Origin of the sequence: Kribbella qitaiheensis (assembly GCF_014217565.1) — a bacterium.
Classification (GTDB): domain Bacteria; phylum Actinomycetota; class Actinomycetes; order Propionibacteriales; family Kribbellaceae; genus Kribbella; species Kribbella qitaiheensis_A.
This window is the reverse complement of sequence record NZ_CP043661.1, coordinates 5026708-5044797: the sequence shown is the minus strand read 5'-3', so window position 1 is coordinate 5044797 and position 18090 is coordinate 5026708. Positions and strand designations below refer to the sequence as shown.

18 protein-coding genes are annotated in these 18090 nt (G+C 68.2%); 10 read left to right on the top strand and 8 right to left on the bottom strand.

The window, feature by feature from the left end; translation table 11 throughout:
- The first annotated feature begins 21 nt into the window (after positions 1–21).
- Positions 22–213 (top strand): DUF3073 domain-containing protein, encoded by a 192-nt coding sequence (locus F1D05_RS23855; protein WP_185442564.1) that lies wholly within the window; start codon positions 22–24, stop codon positions 211–213.
- Between the two features lie 203 nt (positions 214–416).
- Here the strand turns inward: F1D05_RS23855 and purM are convergent, their stop codons facing one another.
- The 3 genes from purM to F1D05_RS23840 all read right to left on the bottom strand — a co-directional run bounded on the left by purM (position 417) and on the right by F1D05_RS23840 (position 3311).
- Positions 417–1490, bottom strand: a complete 1074-nt coding sequence (gene purM, locus F1D05_RS23850) for a phosphoribosylformylglycinamidine cyclo-ligase (RefSeq protein WP_185442562.1) — start codon at positions 1488–1490, stop codon at positions 417–419.
- 87 nt (positions 1491–1577) lie between these two features.
- On the bottom strand, positions 1578–3140 hold the full coding sequence (gene purF / locus F1D05_RS23845; protein ID WP_185442561.1) for an amidophosphoribosyltransferase: 1563 nt from the start codon (positions 3138–3140) through the stop codon (positions 1578–1580).
- An 18-nt stretch (positions 3141–3158) separates the two neighbouring features.
- A complete protein-coding gene (locus F1D05_RS23840) occupies positions 3159–3311 on the bottom strand; it encodes a hypothetical protein (protein ID WP_185442559.1) in 153 nt (50 codons plus the stop codon).
- Positions 3312–3542: 231 nt separating this feature from the next.
- On the opposite strand from F1D05_RS23840, the gene F1D05_RS23835 reads away from it, so the two are divergent.
- Positions 3543–4397 carry a helix-turn-helix transcriptional regulator gene (locus tag F1D05_RS23835; protein ID WP_246485916.1) on the top strand — a complete coding sequence of 285 codons (855 nt, stop codon included), beginning with the start codon at positions 3543–3545 and terminating at the stop codon, positions 4395–4397.
- A gap of 1083 nt (positions 4398–5480) precedes the next feature.
- Here the strand turns inward: F1D05_RS23835 and F1D05_RS23830 are convergent.
- From F1D05_RS23830 to F1D05_RS23815, 4 genes are all read right to left on the bottom strand, one after another.
- Positions 5481–6851, bottom strand: coding sequence for an NAD(P)(+) transhydrogenase (Re/Si-specific) subunit beta (locus F1D05_RS23830; RefSeq protein WP_185442557.1), 1371 nt, complete (start codon positions 6849–6851; stop codon positions 5481–5483).
- Positions 6848–7153: an NAD(P) transhydrogenase subunit alpha gene (locus F1D05_RS23825; protein WP_112241273.1), complete on the bottom strand. Its 306-nt coding sequence runs from the start codon at positions 7151–7153 to the stop codon at positions 6848–6850. Before F1D05_RS23825 ends, F1D05_RS23830 begins: the two co-directional genes overlap by 4 nt.
- Positions 7150–8274 (bottom strand): NAD(P) transhydrogenase subunit alpha, encoded by a 1125-nt coding sequence (locus F1D05_RS23820; protein ID WP_185442555.1) that lies wholly within the window; start codon positions 8272–8274, stop codon positions 7150–7152. Before F1D05_RS23820 ends, F1D05_RS23825 begins: the two co-directional genes overlap by 4 nt.
- Positions 8275–8391: 117 nt before the next feature.
- Complete coding sequence (locus F1D05_RS23815) at positions 8392–9717, bottom strand: dipeptidase (RefSeq protein ID WP_185442553.1); 1326 nt, start codon at positions 9715–9717, stop codon at positions 8392–8394.
- Between the two features lie 89 nt (positions 9718–9806).
- Between F1D05_RS23815 and F1D05_RS23810 the strand changes: the two genes are divergently transcribed.
- Positions 9807–10760, top strand: coding sequence for a hypothetical protein (locus F1D05_RS23810; RefSeq protein WP_185442551.1), 954 nt, complete (start codon positions 9807–9809; stop codon positions 10758–10760).
- Here the strand turns inward: F1D05_RS23810 and F1D05_RS23805 are convergent.
- On the bottom strand, positions 10757–12259 hold the full coding sequence (locus tag F1D05_RS23805; RefSeq protein WP_185442550.1) for a serine/threonine-protein kinase: 1503 nt from the start codon (positions 12257–12259) through the stop codon (positions 10757–10759). The genes F1D05_RS23810 and F1D05_RS23805 overlap by 4 nt on opposite strands.
- A gap of 243 nt (positions 12260–12502) precedes the next feature.
- On the opposite strand from F1D05_RS23805, the gene F1D05_RS23800 reads away from it, so the two are divergent.
- The 7 genes from F1D05_RS23800 to F1D05_RS23770 all read left to right on the top strand — a co-directional run bounded on the left by F1D05_RS23800 (position 12503) and on the right by F1D05_RS23770 (position 18074).
- Positions 12503–12658 (top strand): hypothetical protein, encoded by a 156-nt coding sequence (locus F1D05_RS23800; RefSeq protein WP_185442548.1) that lies wholly within the window; start codon positions 12503–12505, stop codon positions 12656–12658.
- Between the two features lie 11 nt (positions 12659–12669).
- Entirely contained in the window at positions 12670–13791 is a 1122-nt protein-coding gene (locus F1D05_RS23795) for a hypothetical protein (RefSeq protein WP_185442546.1), read from the top strand.
- Entirely contained in the window at positions 13788–14936 is a 1149-nt protein-coding gene (locus F1D05_RS23790) for a hypothetical protein (protein ID WP_185442544.1), read from the top strand. The genes F1D05_RS23795 and F1D05_RS23790 overlap by 4 nt, the downstream gene beginning before the upstream one ends.
- Before the next feature lie 60 nt (positions 14937–14996).
- The gene (locus F1D05_RS23785; protein ID WP_185442543.1) at positions 14997–15731 is read left to right on the top strand and encodes a metallophosphoesterase family protein; all 735 of its coding nucleotides are present in this window, start codon (positions 14997–14999) and stop codon (positions 15729–15731) included.
- A 75-nt stretch (positions 15732–15806) separates the two neighbouring features.
- Positions 15807–16955 (top strand): histidine kinase, encoded by a 1149-nt coding sequence (locus tag F1D05_RS23780; protein WP_185442541.1) that lies wholly within the window; start codon positions 15807–15809, stop codon positions 16953–16955.
- Positions 16948–17694 carry a LytR/AlgR family response regulator transcription factor gene (locus F1D05_RS23775; RefSeq protein ID WP_185442539.1) on the top strand — a complete coding sequence of 249 codons (747 nt, stop codon included), beginning with the start codon at positions 16948–16950 and terminating at the stop codon, positions 17692–17694. Before F1D05_RS23780 ends, F1D05_RS23775 begins: the two co-directional genes overlap by 8 nt.
- Positions 17691–18074 (top strand): hypothetical protein, encoded by a 384-nt coding sequence (locus F1D05_RS23770; protein ID WP_185442537.1) that lies wholly within the window; start codon positions 17691–17693, stop codon positions 18072–18074. The genes F1D05_RS23775 and F1D05_RS23770 overlap by 4 nt, the downstream gene beginning before the upstream one ends.
- The last annotated feature ends 16 nt before the right edge of the window (positions 18075–18090 follow it).

Sequence of the window (18090 nt, the reverse complement as noted above, 5' to 3'; positions counted from 1 at the left end):
TTGTGCGAGGGGGTCGACGCTATGGGGCGCGGCCGTGCAAAGGCCAAGCAGACGAAGGTCGCACGCGACCTGAAGTACCGCACCTGGGACACCGACTTGGACCAGCTCAAGAAAGAGCTGTCCGGCGGCGAGCAGAGCGGTAACGGATCTGCCAACGGCGACAACGACGCAGACGTCGGCGATGACGCCGACGACTACCACCCCCGTCGGTAAGGCAGCATTTCAGCTCGGATGACCTGCCCAGCGCCTAGCGCTCGGGCAGGTCTCCTGTGCTTGACCGACGAGTTCCACCACAGGGTTAGCGCTTGACCACACAGATGGCGCTTTTGCTTGCCCTGTTCACTGACGAGGTCCGGAGAACTCCCCGCGGAGCTCTCCGGACTTCGTGAGTCGGATCAGTTGTGGCCGGCGCCTGCTCAGCGGGCGTAGTCGCCCTGCAGTTCGACGCCTGCCGTGCCGTCGGCAACGCTGACCTCGCCGCACACCCAGGCGGGGATCTCCCGCTCGGCCAGTGCCGCGATCGCGGCGTCCGCCGAGGCCGGATCGAGCACCGCGACCATCCCGACGCCCATGTTCAGGGTCTTCTCCAGCTCCAGCAGCGGTACGCCGCCGAGCTGACCGACCAGGTCGAAGATCGGCGCCGGGGTCCAGGTCGACCGGTCGATCCGGACCGCGAGGTCGGCGGGGATCACCCGGGCCAGGTTCGCCGCGAACCCACCGCCGGTGATGTGCGACATCGCGTGCAGCGGCTTCTCGTCGCCGTTCAGCTCCCGGATCAGCTCCAGGCAGTGCTTGGCGTAGACCTTGGTCGGAATCAGCAGGGTGTCGCCGAGAGTGCCGCCGAGCTCGGGAACTTCCCGGTCGAGCTGCCAGCCGGCCCGGTCGAAGAAGACGTGCCGGACCAGGGAGTACCCGTTCGAGTGCAGCCCCGACGAGGCCATCGCGACCACGACATCGCCCGCGCGGACCCGATCGGCACCGATCACTTCATCGGCCTCGACAACACCGGTGGCAGCGCCCGCCACGTCGTACTCGTCGGGCTCGAGCAGCCCGGGGTGCTCTGCCGTCTCGCCGCCGACGAGCGCAGTACCGGCCTCTACACACGCCTCCGCGATGCCCTTGACGATCTGCGCGATCGTCTCCGGGACCACCTTGCCGGTGCAGATGTAGTCGGTCATGAACAACGGCTCGGCGCCGCAGACGACCAGGTCGTCCACCACCATGCCGACCAGGTCGAACCCGATCGTGTCGTGCCGGTCCATCTTCTGAGCGATCGCGACCTTGGTCCCGACCCCGTCCGTCGACGTCGCCAGCAGCGGCCGCCGGTACGCCGTGAGCGCGGTCGCGTCGAACAGGCCGGCGAATCCGCCGAGCCCGCCGACCACCTCGGGACGGGTCGCCTTCGCGACCCACTCCTTCATCAGCTCGACGGCCCGGTCACCGGCCTCGATGTCGACCCCGGCGGCGGCATAGCTGGCGCCCTCGGTCACGTTGTTCTCCTTGTTTCTGGGCCGGTCTTCACGGCCGATTGCGTCGGGCCGGTTGCTTCAGGGCCGGTTGCTTCAGGGCCGGTTGCGTCAGGGCCGGGACAGTGCGTCCGCGGCGCCGGCGCCGCCCGAGACCGTGGCCAGACCATCGGCGTCGGTGCTGACCGGCAGCTCGAGCAGGTGCTTGCCGAGGTGCTCCGGCTCCGGCAGTGGGATCGGGTAGATCCCGTCGAAGCAGGCCCGGCAGAGCTTGTCCTTCGGCACCGAGGTGGCCTCGACCAGGATGTCCAGGCTGATGTAACCGAGCGAGTCGGCGCCGAGTGACCGGCAGATCTCCTCGTTGTTCAGCCCGTTCGCGATCAGTTCGGCGCGGCTGGCGAAGTCGATGCCGTAGAAGCACGGCCATTTGACCGGTGGCGCCGTGATCCGGACGTGGATCTCCTTCGCACCGGCCTCCCGGAGCATCTTGATCACCGCGCGCTGGGTGTTGCCGCGGACGATCGTGTCGTCGACCACGACCAGGCGCTTGCCCTCGATCACCTCGCGCAGCGGGTTCAGCTTGAGCCGGATCCCGAGCTGGCGGATGGTCTGGCTCGGCTGGATGAAGGTGCGGCCGACGTAGGCGTTCTTGACCAGGCCGGACCCGTACGGGATACCGGACTCCTCGGCGTACCCGATCGCGCCCGGTACGCCGGACTCCGGGGTGGCGATGACGAGGTCGGCCTCAGCCGGGTGTTCGCGGGCCAGCCGGCGGCCGATCTCGACCCGGGTGGAGTGGATCCGCTGGCCGGAGATCTGGGTGTCCGGGCGGGCCAGGTAGACGAACTCGAACAGGCAGCCCTTCGGGTCCGGCTCGGCGAACCGGGTCGAGCGCAGGCCGTCCTCGTCGATGGCGACGATCTCACCCGGCTCCACCTCCCGGATGAAGCTCGCGCCGACGATGTCCAGGGCGGCGGTCTCGCTGGCGATCACCCAGCCGCGTTCGAGCCGGCCGAGTACCAGCGGGCGGACGCCTTGCGGATCACGCGCTCCGTACAGGGTGTTCTCGTCCATGAAGACCAGGCTGAACGCGCCCTTGACCTTGGGGAGCACCTTCGCCGCGGCCTGCTCGAGCGTCAGGTCGGGGTAACCGGCCAGCATCGAGGTCAGGATGTCGGTGTCCGAGGACGCGCCGTGCTTGGCGTTCGCCTTCGCATGCTCGACGTCCAGGTCCAGGCCGAGATCCAGGTCGTCGTTGCCGCTCAGGCTGGCAGCAAGTTCACCGGTGTTGGTGAGGTTGCCGTTGTGCCCGAGCGCGATCGACCCGGTCGCGGTGGATCGGAAGGTGGGCTGGGCGTTCGCCCAGACGCTCGAGCCGGTCGTCGAGTACCGGCAGTGCCCGACCGCGATATGACCGCGCAGCGACGCGAGGGTCGCCTCGTCGAACGCCTGACTGACCAGACCCATGTCTTTGTAGACCAGGATCTGGGTCCCGTTGCTGACCGCGATGCCAGCCGACTCCTGCCCCCGGTGCTGCAGAGCGTAGAGCCCGAAATAGGAGAGTTTGGCAACCTCTTCCCCGGGAGCCCAGACCCCGAAGACGCCACAAGCGTCCTGAGGTCCTAGGTCCTGCGGGTCAAGATCATGAGTGAGCAGACCATCGCCACGAGCCACACGGGGCAGTCTACGGGACTACATCTGCCAGCAACTCGCCGCCGCACAACTACCGTTCGGATCGTCGTCGACGGGCGGCGTCTCGCCGGCCCGCGCCGACCCCGACGACAGCAGCAGCGAACCGGCCAGCAGCAGCGTCATCCCGGCCACCGTCAGAAACCTCTTGATCACAGCCGGTCCTTTCGAAATAATCCGAAACGTTCTCTTGAGCGCGCTAAATCGACGCACCCTGTATATGGTCGGTTCCAAACGAGCGTTGGAAGGGTGTAGATAGTGCTGGAACCGTTAGGTGTGGACGAGGCCACCTTCGCGGTCTATCACGCCCTTCTCAGGGAGCCTGACAGTACGGCGGAGCAGATTGCCGCTGTACTGAATTGTGCATTGCAAGAGGTTCATCACCGGATGGACGTCCTCCGGAAACTCGATCTGCTCGTTCCGACCTGGTCCAACCCGGCAGTCGAGCACGCCGTCCATCCCCGCGTCGGCCTCAGCGGTCTGGTCGAGCGCCGCCGCAGCGACCTGAACAAGATGCTCGGAGAGCTCAGCCAGGCCGAGGCCTCCGCGGAGGTGCTGGCCGAGCAGTACAACGAACTCCTCACCTCACGGACCAGCGGCGACGTCGAGGTACTGCGTGGCCGCGCGAATGCCTCCCGCCGGATCGAGGAGCTGGGCACGAAGGCCCGCGAGTCCTTCTGGGGGCTGATCCCCGCTCACGTCGACGACATCGTCGCCCCACCGGAAGAGTCCCCGGACATCCCGCTGCTCGAGCGCGGGATCAAGATGCGCAGCGTCTACCTGCAGAGCATGACCATCTCGAAGGCCGGACTCGAGTTCGCCTCGTACATGTACAAGCTGGGCGGCGAGGTCCGGGCCACCCCCACGCTGGCGATGCGGCTGCTGATCATCGACCAGGAGATCGCGATCATGCCGCTCAACCCGGAGGCCGAGAGCGACGGCGCGGTGATCCACCGCAGCCCGTCCGTCCTCGCCCTGGCGACCGCGCTCTTCGACTCCTACTGGTCCCGCGCCACGGAACTCTTCGCCCCCGAGGACCGGGAGGACAACTCCCCGCTCACTCCCCACGAGGCCGAGGTCCTTCGCCTGCTGGCCGGCGGCGCCAAGGACGAGCAGGTCGCCCGCCTGCTGGGCATCTCGCTCCGCACCGCCCGCCGGATCACCGCCAATCTCTCCGAGCGCCTAGACGCCACCTCCCGCTTCGAACTCGGAGTAGCCGCCGCAAAACGCGGCTGGGTCTGACCCATTTCATTCTGATGCGCACCGGAATACTTTCCGGTGCGCATTTAGAGAAATCAGGTCGAATTCACATTCGGGCGATGGCTGCCAGAGAATTCCTTCATCGACCTTCAAACCTTGGCGAAAATCCGGAGCGTGCGTGATTGCCTACGTCGCGAAAACCGTCATCCGAGGGCCGCACTCCATCAGGCACTGGCGAGCGATCCGCTGCCAGGCGGGGCGTCGGGCGATTCGGGCCGGGACCCGTGCGGCTCAGCAGGGCGGGTCCCGGCAGCCCGTGGAAATGAGCGACCATTCCTTCGGCAGCGACGGCGCGTAATTACCGGACTGGACCGGTTCGGACCTAGCAACCACGCTTCTGGTGGCCGGAAGCTGCCAAAAGGTTGTGGTCCCGGCAGAAGAGTGCTCCAAGGCTGATCTATTCGATGCCAGTCGAAATCTTCGGCTTTCGGACAGCACGAATAGGAATGGATGTTAGGTGATCACCAGGCCGTGCGGGACGTAGACGTTCCCGACGGGAGGTTCGACAGGCGCCGACCTCACACTCCACACCCGCGCCGACCGTTCCCCGCCCCACCACCGACGGCCGTTGCCTTTGGCGCGCGCCGGGTGGCTGGTGCACCTGATGTCGGCGGCGCACCCCCTCATCCGCCACCAGGCCGCGCCGGCTGCCAGCTCGCTCAACAGCATCGGGGCGTCCGTGCTTGGGCGGGCTAACCCATCGATGTGGGGGTTCGCTCCTGGTGTGGGGGTTGCCCCACTGGCATAACGGTGGGGTAAGCCCCACAAGAGGGGCCAAGCACCACGTTTGCGCGAGGCGAGTGAGCTGGGTCAGTACGACCTGCGTTTGATGATGCTGCCCCGATCGGAGGCTTTGGCGCTGGAGCCCGACGCCGGAGCGCTGGCCCGGGTAGATGCGAGCCCCGACATGCGGGACTGGCCCGCCCGGGCTGGCCGGTCGGATTCCGGGGAAAGGCTGCGAGCACCTTGAAGGCGCGACGTAGGAGGCGCGTGGGGGCTTTTCCCGGCGTACAAGTCAGCGGCGGCCGCCCCGGGTGGGGAGCCGCCGCTGCGGGTGAGGAGGGGTCAGACGGTTTTTACTGCCGCCAGGAGTTTGGTGAGGGAGTCCCGGGCGTCGCCGAAGAGGAGGGTGGTGCGGGGGTCGTAGAGGAGTTCGTTCTCGATGCCGGCGAAGCCTGGGCGCATGGAGCGCTTGAGGAAGATGACTCGCTGGGCCTCGTCGGCGTTCAGGATGGGCATGCCGTAGATCGGGGCGCTCGGGGTGGTGCGCGCCGCCGGGTTCACGACGTCGTTGGCGCCGACGACCAGGACCACATCGGTGACCTTGAAGTCGCCGTTGATCTCGTCCATCTCCCGCAACTGGTCGTACGGCACCTGCGCTTCGGCCAGCAGCACGTTCATGTGGCCCGGCATCCGGCCCGCGACCGGGTGGATCGCGTAGTCCACCTTCACGCCGCGTCCCTGCAGCTCCTCCACCAGCTCACGCAAGGTGTGCTGAGCCTGAGCGACGGCCAGTCCGTACCCAGGCACGATGATGACGCGCTGCGCGTACGCCAGCAGGATCGCGACGTCCTGAGCGCCACCCGAGATCACCGGCCGCTCGGAAACCGTCCCGGCGCCAAGAGTGGAACCACCCCGGACGGCGCCGAACAGGATGTTGAAGACCGACCGCCCCATCGCGTCGGCCATCAGCTTCGTCAGCAACGCACCGGCCGCGCCGACCAGCGTTCCGGCCACCAGCAGCAGCGTGTTGCCGAGGACATATCCGCCGGCCGCGACTGTCAGTCCGGTGAAGGCGTTCAGCAACGAGATGACGATCGGTACGTCGGCGCCGCCCACCGGCAGCACCAGCATCACTCCGACCCCCAAGCCCACCAGGCACAGCAGTACGCCGACCCACACCCGCGGGTCGGAAACCAGCCAGCCCGACAGCGCGATGCCGCCGAGGATCCCGGCCACGAACAGCACGGGAAGACCCGGGAACGTCACCGGCCGGGTCGTCATCAGTTCCTGCAGCTTGGCGAACGTGACGATCGAACCGGAGAAGCTGATCGCGCCCACCACGATGGTGAAAGCGGTCGCGATGGCCGCGACCGTCTGGCCGGAGTGCACCTCGCCGAGCTCCATCAGCGCGACCAGCGAGGCAGCGCCACCACCGACGCCGTTGAAGAGGGCGACCAGTTGCGGCATGTGGGTCATCTGCACCCGGCGGGACCCGATCACGCCGCCGACCGCGCCGATCGCCAGCGCGATCAGGATCGGCACCAGGTGGTCGGGCTTGTAGGCCACGAAGGTGATCAGCACCGCCAGTACTGCGCCGGCAGCGCCGAGCAGGTTGCCGGTCCGCGCCGTACGCGGTGACGACAGTGCCTTCAGGGCGACGATGAAGCAGACCGCCGAAACCAGATAGCCGATCTGGGCCCAGGTCGCGATCACTTGTGCAACTCCTTCTTGCGCGCCGCGGGACCGCGGAACATCTCCAGCATCCGGTCAGTGACGACGAAACCGCCGACCATGTTCACCGTGGCCAGTACGACGGCCAGCAGCCCGACGATCACCACGAGCGCGGAGTCGGCCTGGCCGGTGACGATGATCGCGCCGACCAGGATGACACCGTGGATCGCGTTGGCCCCGGACATCAGCGGGGTGTGCAGGGTCGAGGAGACCTTGCTGATCACCTCGACGCCGACGAACGCCGCCAGCACGAAGATGGTCAGCAGGGCGATGGACTCGGTCATCTGGACGGTCCTTCCAGGAGCTCCCGGGTCGGCTCGTGCAGTACGGAGCCGTCGTGCGTGACGCAACAGCCGGCCACGATCTCGTCCGAGAAGTCGGGATCGAAGGAGGCGTTGCGGGTCATCAGGGTGATCAGGTTCGCGATGTTCTGGCCGTACAGGCGGCTGGCCGGCCCGGCCATCTGGCTGGGCACGTTCGCGCCGCCCCAGACCAGGGCGTTGCCGATCATCAGTTCGGTCCCGGCCACCGAGCCCTCGACGTTGCCGCCGGACTCCGAGGCCAGGTCGACCACGACGGAGCCGGGCTTCATCTGCTCGACCATGGCCCGCGACACCAGCATCGGCGCGGTCCGGCCCGGTACTGCGGCCGTGGTGATCAGCGCGTCCGCGCCCGCGATGTACGGCGTGAGCAGGTCGCGCTGCAACTGCGCGCGCTCCTCGGTCATTTCGCGCGCGTAGCCACCAGGTCCGTCCAGGGTGCCCAGCTCCAGCTCGATCGGGCTGGCCCCCATCGAGGCGATCTCCTCGGCAGCAGCCGTCCGTACGTCGTACGCCTTCACTACTGCGCCAAGGCGTTTCGCGGTCGCGATCGCCTGGAGACCGGCGACGCCGGCACCCAGTACGAGGACCTGCGCGGGCGGGACAGTGCCCGCAGCAGTCATGTTCAGCGGGAAGAAGCGCGGCAGCCGTTCCGCGGCGATGATGGCGGCGCGGTAGCCGGCGACCAGGGCCTGCGAGGACAGCGCGTCCATCGACTGGGCCCGGGAGATCCGCGGGATCATCTCCATCGCGAACGCGGTCAGCTTGGCCCGGGTCGCGGCCCGGATCACGTCCGGCGGGTTCGTCGGCAGGAACGACATCAGCGCCGTACCGGCATGCAGCCGCTGCAAGCGTTCCCGCTCGAGCGGCTGCACCGATACGACGACGGTCGCGGCGTGGTCGGCTCCCCAGGCAACCTCGGCGCCGGCCTCGCGGTAGGCGTCGTCGGAGTACAACGCGCGCTCACCTGCCGCGGGTTCGACCGCGACCTCGTAGCCGAGCTGGACAAGTTTGGTGACCTGCTCCGGCACCAGCGCCACCCGGCGCTCCGCCGGTCTGGTCTCGCGCACCACTGCGATCTTCACTCGCCGAAACCTATGCCAAACCCTGGGTACCCGGAAACCCCGGTCGCCAAGTTGTGCCCACGCCGTTGCGTCCGAAGAACCGTGGGTCCTGACCCGCTGTCCTTCGGACGCAAGGAATCAGGCGAGGTTCTGGAGGAGGTGAGCCTCCGCGAGGCAGACCTTGGTGAACTCCTCCAGGTGCAGGCCCTCGTCGATACCGTGCGCCCTTGTGTCCGGATCTTCCACCCCGGTGACCAGTACGGCGGCCTGCGGGAAGGCCCGCTGGAACTCCGCGATGAACGGGATCGAGCCGCCCATCCCGGTGTCGACCGGCTCGACGCCCCAGGCCGCCGCGAACGCCGACCGGGCCGCGTCGTACGCCGGACCGCGAGCATTGATCGAGCAGGGCTGACCGATATCGCCTTCCGTGACAACGACCTGCGCGCCCCACGGAGCGTTCTGCTCCAAGTGGTTGGTCAGGGCCTGCATCGCCTTCACCGCGTCGTCACCAGGCGCGACCCGGAGGCTCACCTTGGCCCGCGCGACCGGCACCAGCGTGTTGCTGGCGTCCGCGACCCGCGGCGCGTCGATGGCCAGTACGGCGATCGCCGGCCGGGTCCACAGCCGGTCCACCAGCGAGCCGGAGCCGGTCAGCCTGACCTGGTCCAGCACACTCGACTCGGCCCGGAACCGGTCTTCGGGGTAGTCGAGGTCGGTCGCCCGGGAAGCGTGCAGCCCGTCGACAGCGACGTCGCCGTTGTCGGTGTGCAGGGTCGCCAGCAACCGGCACAGCGCCGTCAACGCGTCCGGAACAGCGCCGCCGAAGAGTCCGGAGTGGACCGCGTGCTCAAGGGTCCGTACTTCGACGAAGCAGTCGACCAGTCCGCGCAGGGATACCGTCAACGCCGGCTGGCCGATCGCCCAGTTGCCCGAGTCGGCGATCACGATCGCGTCGCAGGCCAGCTCGGCGGAGTACTCGTCGAGCAACTGCAGCAGGGTCGGCGAACCGATCTCCTCCTCACCCTCGACGAAGACCGTCACGCCGACCGGAAGATCATTGCCAAAGGCCCGTACTGCGGCCAGGTGCGCCGCGATGCCGGCCTTGTCGTCGGCCGCGCCACGGGCGAACAGCCGGCCGTCGCGCTCCGTCGGCACGAACGGCTCCGAGGTCCAGTCCTCGACGGCGCCGGTCGGCTGCACGTCGTGGTGGGCGTAGAGCAGCACGGTCGGCTTGCCCTCGGGGGCGGCCTTCTTGGCGATCACGGCCGGCGCGCCTTCGCCGGCCCGGACGATCTTCACCTCGAAGCCCTCGGCCTCGAACAGGGCCGCGGTGGCTTCGGCGGAGCGCTGGACGTCGGCCGTGCGGGCCGGGTCCGCGCTGACCGAGGGGATCCGGATGAGGTCCTCGAGATCGGCACGAACACTGGGCAGAACGCGGTCGATAGCCGCTGTCAGATCGGTCATGCGCCTACGGTACGGCGGGGCTGCGGGTTAGTGATTACCGGACTAGGCTGAGCTTCTCGAAGGTTTCCGCCCGACCGAAGAGGACCACCATGGCCCGCCGCCCCTTTGCCATCCTGACCGCCTTCATCACCACGGCCACTGCCCTGACAGCGGCAGTCGCAGCACCTGTCACGGCCAGTGCCGCGATCACCTGCGACACCGCGACCACCAACGGCAGCACCTTCTATGACGGCCCGTCCGCGTCGAAGAAGTACGACGCCCGGTTCAGCAACACCAGCGTCACCGTCCCCGAGCTCAGTACCTACACCCCTCAGGGCGCCGGTACTTGGTACAACTGGGACGGCTCCGGCAAGAACCTGCTGCTGGTGGCCTCCTACCGCGACGGCGCCGACTCACACATCTACGGACTGGACCCTGCCACCGGCGCGACGGTCGGTGTGGTCTCCGTAGCGGAGGCACACGTCGGCGGCATCACCACCAGCAAGGGCTGGGCCTTCGTCACCGGCACGAGCAACACGATCCGCAAGTACCGCCTCACCGAGCTGCGCGACGCGATGAAGGCCGCCGGTACGCCGTACTTGGCCCAGATCGGTACTGCGCGGTCGGTGGCGGGCGCATCGTTCCTGACCAGCTACGGCGACTCGGTCTGGTCCGGCTCATTCAACGAGACCGGCCGCGGCACCATGTACGAGTACAAGATCGCGGACGACGGCACTCTCACCACCGTGGCCGGCGCCTGGGAGATCCCGACCAAGACCCAAGGACTGCTGGTCACCGCGACCCACTTCATCTACGCCACGTCGTACGGCCGGAGCAACCGCAGCAACCTGTACGTCGTACGTCGCGGCCAGAAGGACCTCGACGCGGCCACCCTGAGCTGCTTCCGGTCGCCGAGCATGGCCGAAGGCATCACGGAGTACAACGGCACGGCCTACCAGGTCTACGAGTCCGGCTCGCACCTCTACAGCGGTGACCCGGCGACCCTCAACGTGATCAGCAAGCTGCACAAGGCCACGGTGTCGTCCCTGACCTCACTGGCCTAGGAACTGGTGGCGACGACCGAGTCGAGCACCTTGTGGAGCTCGGCCTGGTCGTTGTCGCGGACCTGGATCCGGACCGACTCGTTGTCGGAGAGCTGGATGTACCGCTCGACCACGGCCGTTCCACAGCTGTAGGTGAAGGTGACTGCCTTCTGGCTACCGACGTTCGACGTATCCGGCTTACTGGCCTGACACCCCTCCGGCGGCGTCGGATCGGTCGGCACCGCACCTTTGCTCAACAGGCCCACGAAGACGCCGGGCACTGCCGCCTGGTGCTGCCAGTCGGAAGTGCTCGTGGTGACCAGCAGCGCCGGCTGGCCGCCGGCCGTCGGCTTCACCGACTTCTGGGTCCACTCACGCGGCACCTCGACAGACAACCGTCCGCTGTCGTCCTTCACCGTGACCGGCCGGCTCATCACCAACTGATACCCGCCATACCCTCCACCGGCAGCCAGTACTACGGCCAGCAGCGCCGCGATCCACCGGGCGCGGCCGGAGCGGCCCGTCACCGGTGCCGGAGCGGCCGAGCTCTCAGTAGAAGAGGTGGAATCCTCGGTCGCCAGACCACCGGCAAGCGGTGCGATCGTCGGGCGCTCCGCATCGGACAGCTGGGTCGCCTGGTCGATGCCCCCCGGTCCACTCGGGACGGGGAACTCACCGGCAAGCACTAGTCCGGCCGGGATCTTGCCGGTGGTGTGTGCCTCGTTCAGCGCGTCGAGGAAGCTGTCCAGGTCGGGCCAGCGCTTGTCGCGATCCGGCTCCAGCGCCCGGCGTACGACGGCATCGATCGCCGGCGGGAAGTCTTCGCGCAGCGTGTTCATCGACGGCGGCGGGGCATCGATCCGCATCACCGCGCCGAGGCTGATCACGCCGTGCGGTGCCTGCCCCGTAAAGGCGGCGTACGCGACAGCACCGAGCGAGTAGAGGTCCGCGCGGTGGTCCAGGCGGTCGCCCATCACCTGCTCGGGAGCGACGTACGCCGGCGTACCACCGGGCATGGTCAGCTGCGACACGGTCTCCAGCGACTTGCCCAGGCCGAGGTCGCCGAGCATCGCGCGGTCGCCGGCCGGGTCGCTGCGGAACAGCACGTTGGCCGGCTTCACGTCGCGGTGCAGCACTCCGCGGGCGTGCAACTGCTTCAGGCCGGCGCCGACCTGGGTGACGATGTCGACCACGTCGGCGATCTCCAGCGGCCCGGCCTTGATCTTGTCCGCGAGCGATCCGCCATCGGCGTACGTGAGGACCAGGTACGGGCGGCCGTCCTCGGCCTCGCCGATGTCGTGCACGCCGACCACGTGGGGTGAGTCGACCCGGCGCAGGAAGCGGCCCTCGGCCAGGAACCGGCGCCGGACGTCGTCCTCGTCGATCCAGTTGTCGGAGAGGATCTTGACCGCGACCTCGGCGTCCAGCTGCTCGTCGCGGGCCAGCCAGACGGTCGCGAAACCCCCGGCACCCACCCGGCGGACCAGGGAGTACCGGCCGATCCGCGGTGGCTGGTCCATGTGCGCATTATGCTCGATCTCTCCTGCGACCGTGTCGCCAGTACCAGGCTTTGTCACGGCAGTGACATGACTCGGTCAGGTTCTGTGACCGGCGGAAATGAACAAAACGCCCGGTCGTGGCGTCCGAACGGGGATGGGAACGGGGCGCGTGTCAGTCAGGAACCGGCCTCGGCTCATGACGAACAAACCACTGTCGCCCTGCGTCCCATCCCGGACGGGGACGAACCGATTGGACGACCGAACGTGAGAACAGGCAACGCCCGGCTGCTGCTGGTCGCGGTCGCGTCGGGTGGCGGCAGCGACCACGAGACGTCCGCGATCATCCGCTGCGCCATCAGTACCGGCGACTGCGAACTGGCGACGCCGTTGTCGTCCGAACAACTCCTACTCGAATCATGAGGAACCGGAAGATGAGTAGGAACGGAGTACTGGTCGCAGGAGTGGCTGCGGTCGCAGTACTGGCTGTGGTCGGCGGTGGCGTCGTCGCTCTGCGGCGCACGCCGCAGGTCTCCGCGACCGCTGCCGCGGCTCCCCTCCACGAGTCGCCGTCCACTACAGCTGGTCCGGCCACGCCTGTGAAGGTGACGCTGAACCTGAGCAAGCTCCCGGTCGGCCGAGCACCTCAGATGTCCTACCTGCAGGGCCGGACGGTCCGGGGCGGGGGCGGCCAGGACGTCACGGTGCCGGGCAAGCAGAACATCCTCGACGCCACCCGGTACGACGGATCGTTGCTGGTGCTGCTCGAAGTCGGCCTAGGCGGCTCGGAGCTGGCCCGGATCGACGACGGCAGCACCTTCGCGCTCCAGCGCATCCCCGACGTACAGAGCCTGGTGTCGTCGTTGGACCAGCAAGCCGTCGCCTACGGGACCGCGCCGGTGAACGCGGATCACACCAGGAAGAAGGGCAGTGACGTCTACTGGGAGACCAGCTCCGGGCAGCGGACTCTCAACCGCCCGGACGACTGGGGCACGACCGTCCTGGGCGTCGCCGGTTCGCACGTCTTCTTCAAGTCGGACACCGACCGCGACGGCCTCACCTCGACGTTCAGTAGCTGGGACGCCGGCACCGGCAAGGTCACCCAACTCAAGAGCGTCAGGTCACCCGAAGGAGTGAACGGGGCCGGCACAGCCGTGGTCGACTTCGTTGCGGGCGCGGCTCAGAACTTCTGCTCGACACTGACGGACACCGCGTCCGGCAAGCAGCTGTGGCGCACCTGCGAGTACGCGGTCAACGGGTTCACCCCGAGCGGCGGCACAGCGATCGGTACGCCGGACTTCCGCGGCGGCGGGTCGGATCCCCTGGTCGCGGCGCTGAACGCCAAGGACGGCTCGGTCCAGCGGCAGTGGTCCGGACCCCAGTTCGTGCAGTCGGTCGCCGAGGATGACGATCATCTGCTGATGGTGGCCGACACTGGGGAGAACACCCGCACCGCGATCATCCGCTGCAGCATCGCAACAGGAGCCTGCGAGCTGGCCACCCCACTGACCAAGGCCGCCCGGTACGACATTCGCCTGTTAGGAGCTTGGCAATGAAGCAGAAGAACGGCCGGCTGATCGTGCTGGTCGCAGCGATCGCTGTGGCAGCTGTGGTGACAGGTGGCGTGATCGCCGCCCAGCGCGGACCGCATGCGGGCGAAGGCGGGTCAGCGGCTCCGCTGGCAGGTCCGACCACCACGCCGGTCGCGGAGACTCCGTCCAGTACGCCGTCCAGCCTCCCGCCGAAGCCGTCCGCCGGCAGCCCGGTCAAGGTGGCGCTGAAGCTGAGCAAGCTGACCAAGGGCCGCGACCCGCAGGTGGCGTACCTGGTCGGCCGTGAGGTCCGCGGCGGCGCCGGCGACAAGGTCAAGATCCCCGGCACCCAGCAGATCCAGCAGGTGGCCCGGCTCGGCGACGCGGTCCTGGCCGTGGTCACCAAGGGCTACGGCACCGAGCTGCTCAAGGTCGGCTACGAGGCGGTCGAGCACACGCCCGACGTCACCACTCTGGTGACCACCACGGACGGTTCGCAGGCGGCGTACGCGACCAAGCGGATAGATACCGGCGGCGGCGTGAAGGGCAGCACGGTTTACGCGACGACCACCGAGGGCGGCCTTGACGCGGTGAAGAAGCTCGCGCTGCCGAACCGCTGGGAGGTCCGGGTGATCGCCTACCAGGGCGGCAAGGTGTACTTCAGCTCCTTCGAGACCCAGAACTCGAGCACCTGGCAGCTGTCCGCCTGGGACCCGGCGAAGACGACCGCCACCGAGGTCAAGACGATCACCTCGCCGACCGCCCTGGCGGGCAACGGCGAGGTCGCCGCCGCACTGACCGTCCTGAACGACAACGGCACCTGCTCGGCGGTCATTGAAGTTGCCACCGGCAAGCAGTTCTGGCGGACCTGCGATTACCAGGTCAAAAGCTTCACCGCCGACGGCCGGACCGCCATCGGTGGACCGCGGATCAGTGACGGGTACGCCGACCTGATCGCCGCCGCGCTGGACGCTCGTACCGGCAGCCTGCTCCGGGAGTGGAGCGGCCCGTCCTTCCGGCAGACGGTCGCCGAGGACGACCAGCACCTGCTGATCCTCGCCGACGACGGACCGGACACGAAGGCGTCCATCATCCGCTGCACGATCACCAACGGCGCGTGCGAACTCGCCACTCCGCTGGCAGCGGGCGAACTCATGATCGGCAGCTAGACCGTCTGCTCGTAGCAAAGAAACCAATGGCATAAGCGTCGCGGGTCCACACTGGCTCGTATGACTGTTGTGGTGCTGGCGGACATTCATGGCGTACTGCCTGCGTTGGAAGCGGTGCTGGCCGAGCCGGACGTCGCTGCCGCGGAGGTGATCGTGCTGGCCGGGGACATCGCCAGCGGCCCCCTGCCGGTGGAGACGCTGGATCTACTGGTGTCGTTGGGGAAACGCGCTGTCTGGGTTCGTGGCAACGCGGACCGGGAGCTGGTCTCGATGGCTCGCGGCGAGTTCGAAGGAACACCACCGGATCCGGTGTCGCCGTGGGCTGCCGGACAGCTGCGTCCCGACCAGGTCGAGTTGCTGGACAACCTGCCGACCACGTTCACCTTGGGCGACACGCTGTTCTGCCACGCCACCCCGCGCGACGACGAGGAGATGGTGCTGGTCGACAGCCCGATCTCCCGGTGGGCGACGGTGCTCGACGGCGTACCGGAGGAGATCAGGACGATCGTCTGCGGCCACACCCACATGCCGTTCGCCCGCCAGGTCGACAGGCGGCTCGTGGTCAACGCAGGAAGCGTAGGCATGCCGTACGGCGCCCCTGGCGCGAGCTGGGCCCTCCTGAGCCAGGATGGTGTCCACCTACGCCGCACGCACTTCGACACCACCCGGGCTGCAGACACCCTCGCCAAGCTGTCGCCGTACCCGCAGATCGAGGCCTGGTCCGACGAGTACCTCCGCACCAACTACTCGGACGCCGAAGCCCTGGAGGCCTTCCGTCCACGCTCGGAGATCTGACTCCACCCCCGCGCCTCCTGCGTCGCGTAGGAGCGGCGTGGGCGGGGTGGGGGTTTGAGCGGTTACCGTCGTGGCATGTTCGCGCGGCGGCGGAAGCATTTTGGGACTCCGGCTGACAAGGCGACGTATGCGACTCTGCATACCGCCTCGTTGGCCACGCCGAGCCTGCGCGAGGGGTTGACCCCGGAGGCGGCTGGTAAGGCGAGCAAGCACCTGCGGGACCTGCTCGGTACTGCGGCGATCGCCATCTGCGACTCGTCCGGGGTACTCGCCTGGGACGGTGTCGGCGGCTCGTACGAGTCCAACCACCGCGTGGACGCCAAGTCCATCGCCGCCCACACCCTGCGCACCGGGCGGACCGCAGTACTCGGTGCGGGTGATGTGGCCTGCCGCGACCCACAGTGCCCCATCCGTACTGCGGTAGTGGCGCCGATCTTCACTGAGGAGCGCGTGGTGGCGGTGCTGGTCGCCTACAGCCCCCGCTCGTCGGCCGCGCTCGTCCGTGCCACCGAGGAGGTCGCCCGCTGGGTGTCCGGCCAGGTGGAGCTCGCCGAGCTCAACAAGGAGCGCACCCGGGCGATGGAGGCTGAGCTGCGAGCGCTCCGGGCCCAGATCAGCCCGCACTTCATCTACAACGCGCTGGCGGCGATCGCCTCGTTCGTCCGGACCGACCCGGAGCGAGCCCGGGAGCTGCTGCTCGAGTTCGCCGACTTCTCCCGCTACGCGCTGCGCCGGGGCGGCGAGTTCACCACGCTGGCGGACGAGCTGCGCAACGTCGAGCGCTACCTGGTCCTGGAGCAGGCGCGCTTCGGTGAACGGCTGACGGTCTCGCTCCTGATCGCGCCCGAAGTACTGTCCGTGGCGATCCCGTTCCTGGTGGTCCAGCCGCTGGTGGAGAACGCGGTACGGCACGGTCTGGAGGGCAGCACCGGCATCGGGCGGATCACCATCCGCGCGCTGGATCGCGGCTCCGAGGCAGAGATCAGCGTCGAGGACGACGGCGTCGGCAGCGACCCGGAAGTGATCCGCGCGGCCCTGGCGGGCGAACCGAAGGGCGACTCGATCGGCCTCGGCAACGTCGACGCCCGGCTCCGCCAGGTGTACGGCGACCCGCACGGCCTGGTGGTGGAAACAGCCCTGAACGCAGGTACGAAGGTTAGTTTCCGAGTGCCGAAATACTCCTCAGGAGTGCACGCCTCCGCTTGGTCTGTGCGCCATGACTGACTCTCGACTGCGCGCGCTGGTTGCTGATGACGAGCAGCCGGCGCTGGCCGAGCTGGTCTATCTGCTGCGCCAGGACGAGCGGATCGGGGAGATCCTGACCGCGTCCAGCGGGCCCGAGGCGCTGAAGATCCTGCAGGCGGCCGATATCGACGTGGTCTTCTGTGACATCAAGATGCCCGGTCTGGACGGCATCGACCTGGCGCGGGTGCTGTCCAACTTCGTCAGCCGCCCGCAGATCGTCTTCGTCACCGCGTACGACGAGCACGCGGTCGACGCCTTCGACCTGGACGCCGCCGACTACGTGATGAAGCCGGTCCGGGCGGAACGGCTGACCGAGGCCGTCCGCCGGGTCGTCAGCGCGGGTACGCCAACCGCGCAGCCGCCGCCGGACGACAGCGACGACGAGGTCATCCCGGTCGAACTCGCCGGCGTGACCCGGTTCGTGCACCGTTCCACGGTCCGGTACGTCGAGGCGCAGGGCGACTACGCGCGACTGCACACCGGCCAGAACTCGCACCTGGTCCGGATCCCGCTCAGCACCCTCGAGGACCGCTGGCGCGAGGCCGGGTTCACCCGGATCCACCGCAGTACGTTGGTCGCGCTGGCCCATGTCGACGAGATGCGGGTCGACGGCGGCCGGTGCGCGGTTCGGGTCGGCGACGACTGGCTGCCGGTCAGCCGCCGGCACACCCGGGAACTCCGCGACCTGCTGGTCCGGTCGAGCTCGCTCCGGGGATGAGCACTCCGGCGGAGGGGCCGCGGCGGGTCCGGGTGACGAGCCCGCGGACCACTGGCGGCCGCCGCCCCAGTACGCCGACCGGAACCCGGGAGATCGACGAGCAGACCCGGCTCGGTGAGATGTACATGGACTCGCTGATCCAGTCCCAACTCCGGCTCGCGCTTGCCATGGTCGCCGGGGCCGCTGTGGTCCTCGGCGGATTGCCGTTGCTGTTCGCGCTGCTGCCCGCCACCCGCACGTTGTCGGTCTACGGCATCCCGCTCCCCTGGATACTGCTCGGGGTCGTCGTTTACCCGGTGGTCTACGTGTCCGCCCGCATCTACGTCCGCAACGCCGAGCGGATCGAGTCGGAGTTCACTGAGTTTGTCGGACGGAAGTAGAATGTCGTCGTTGATG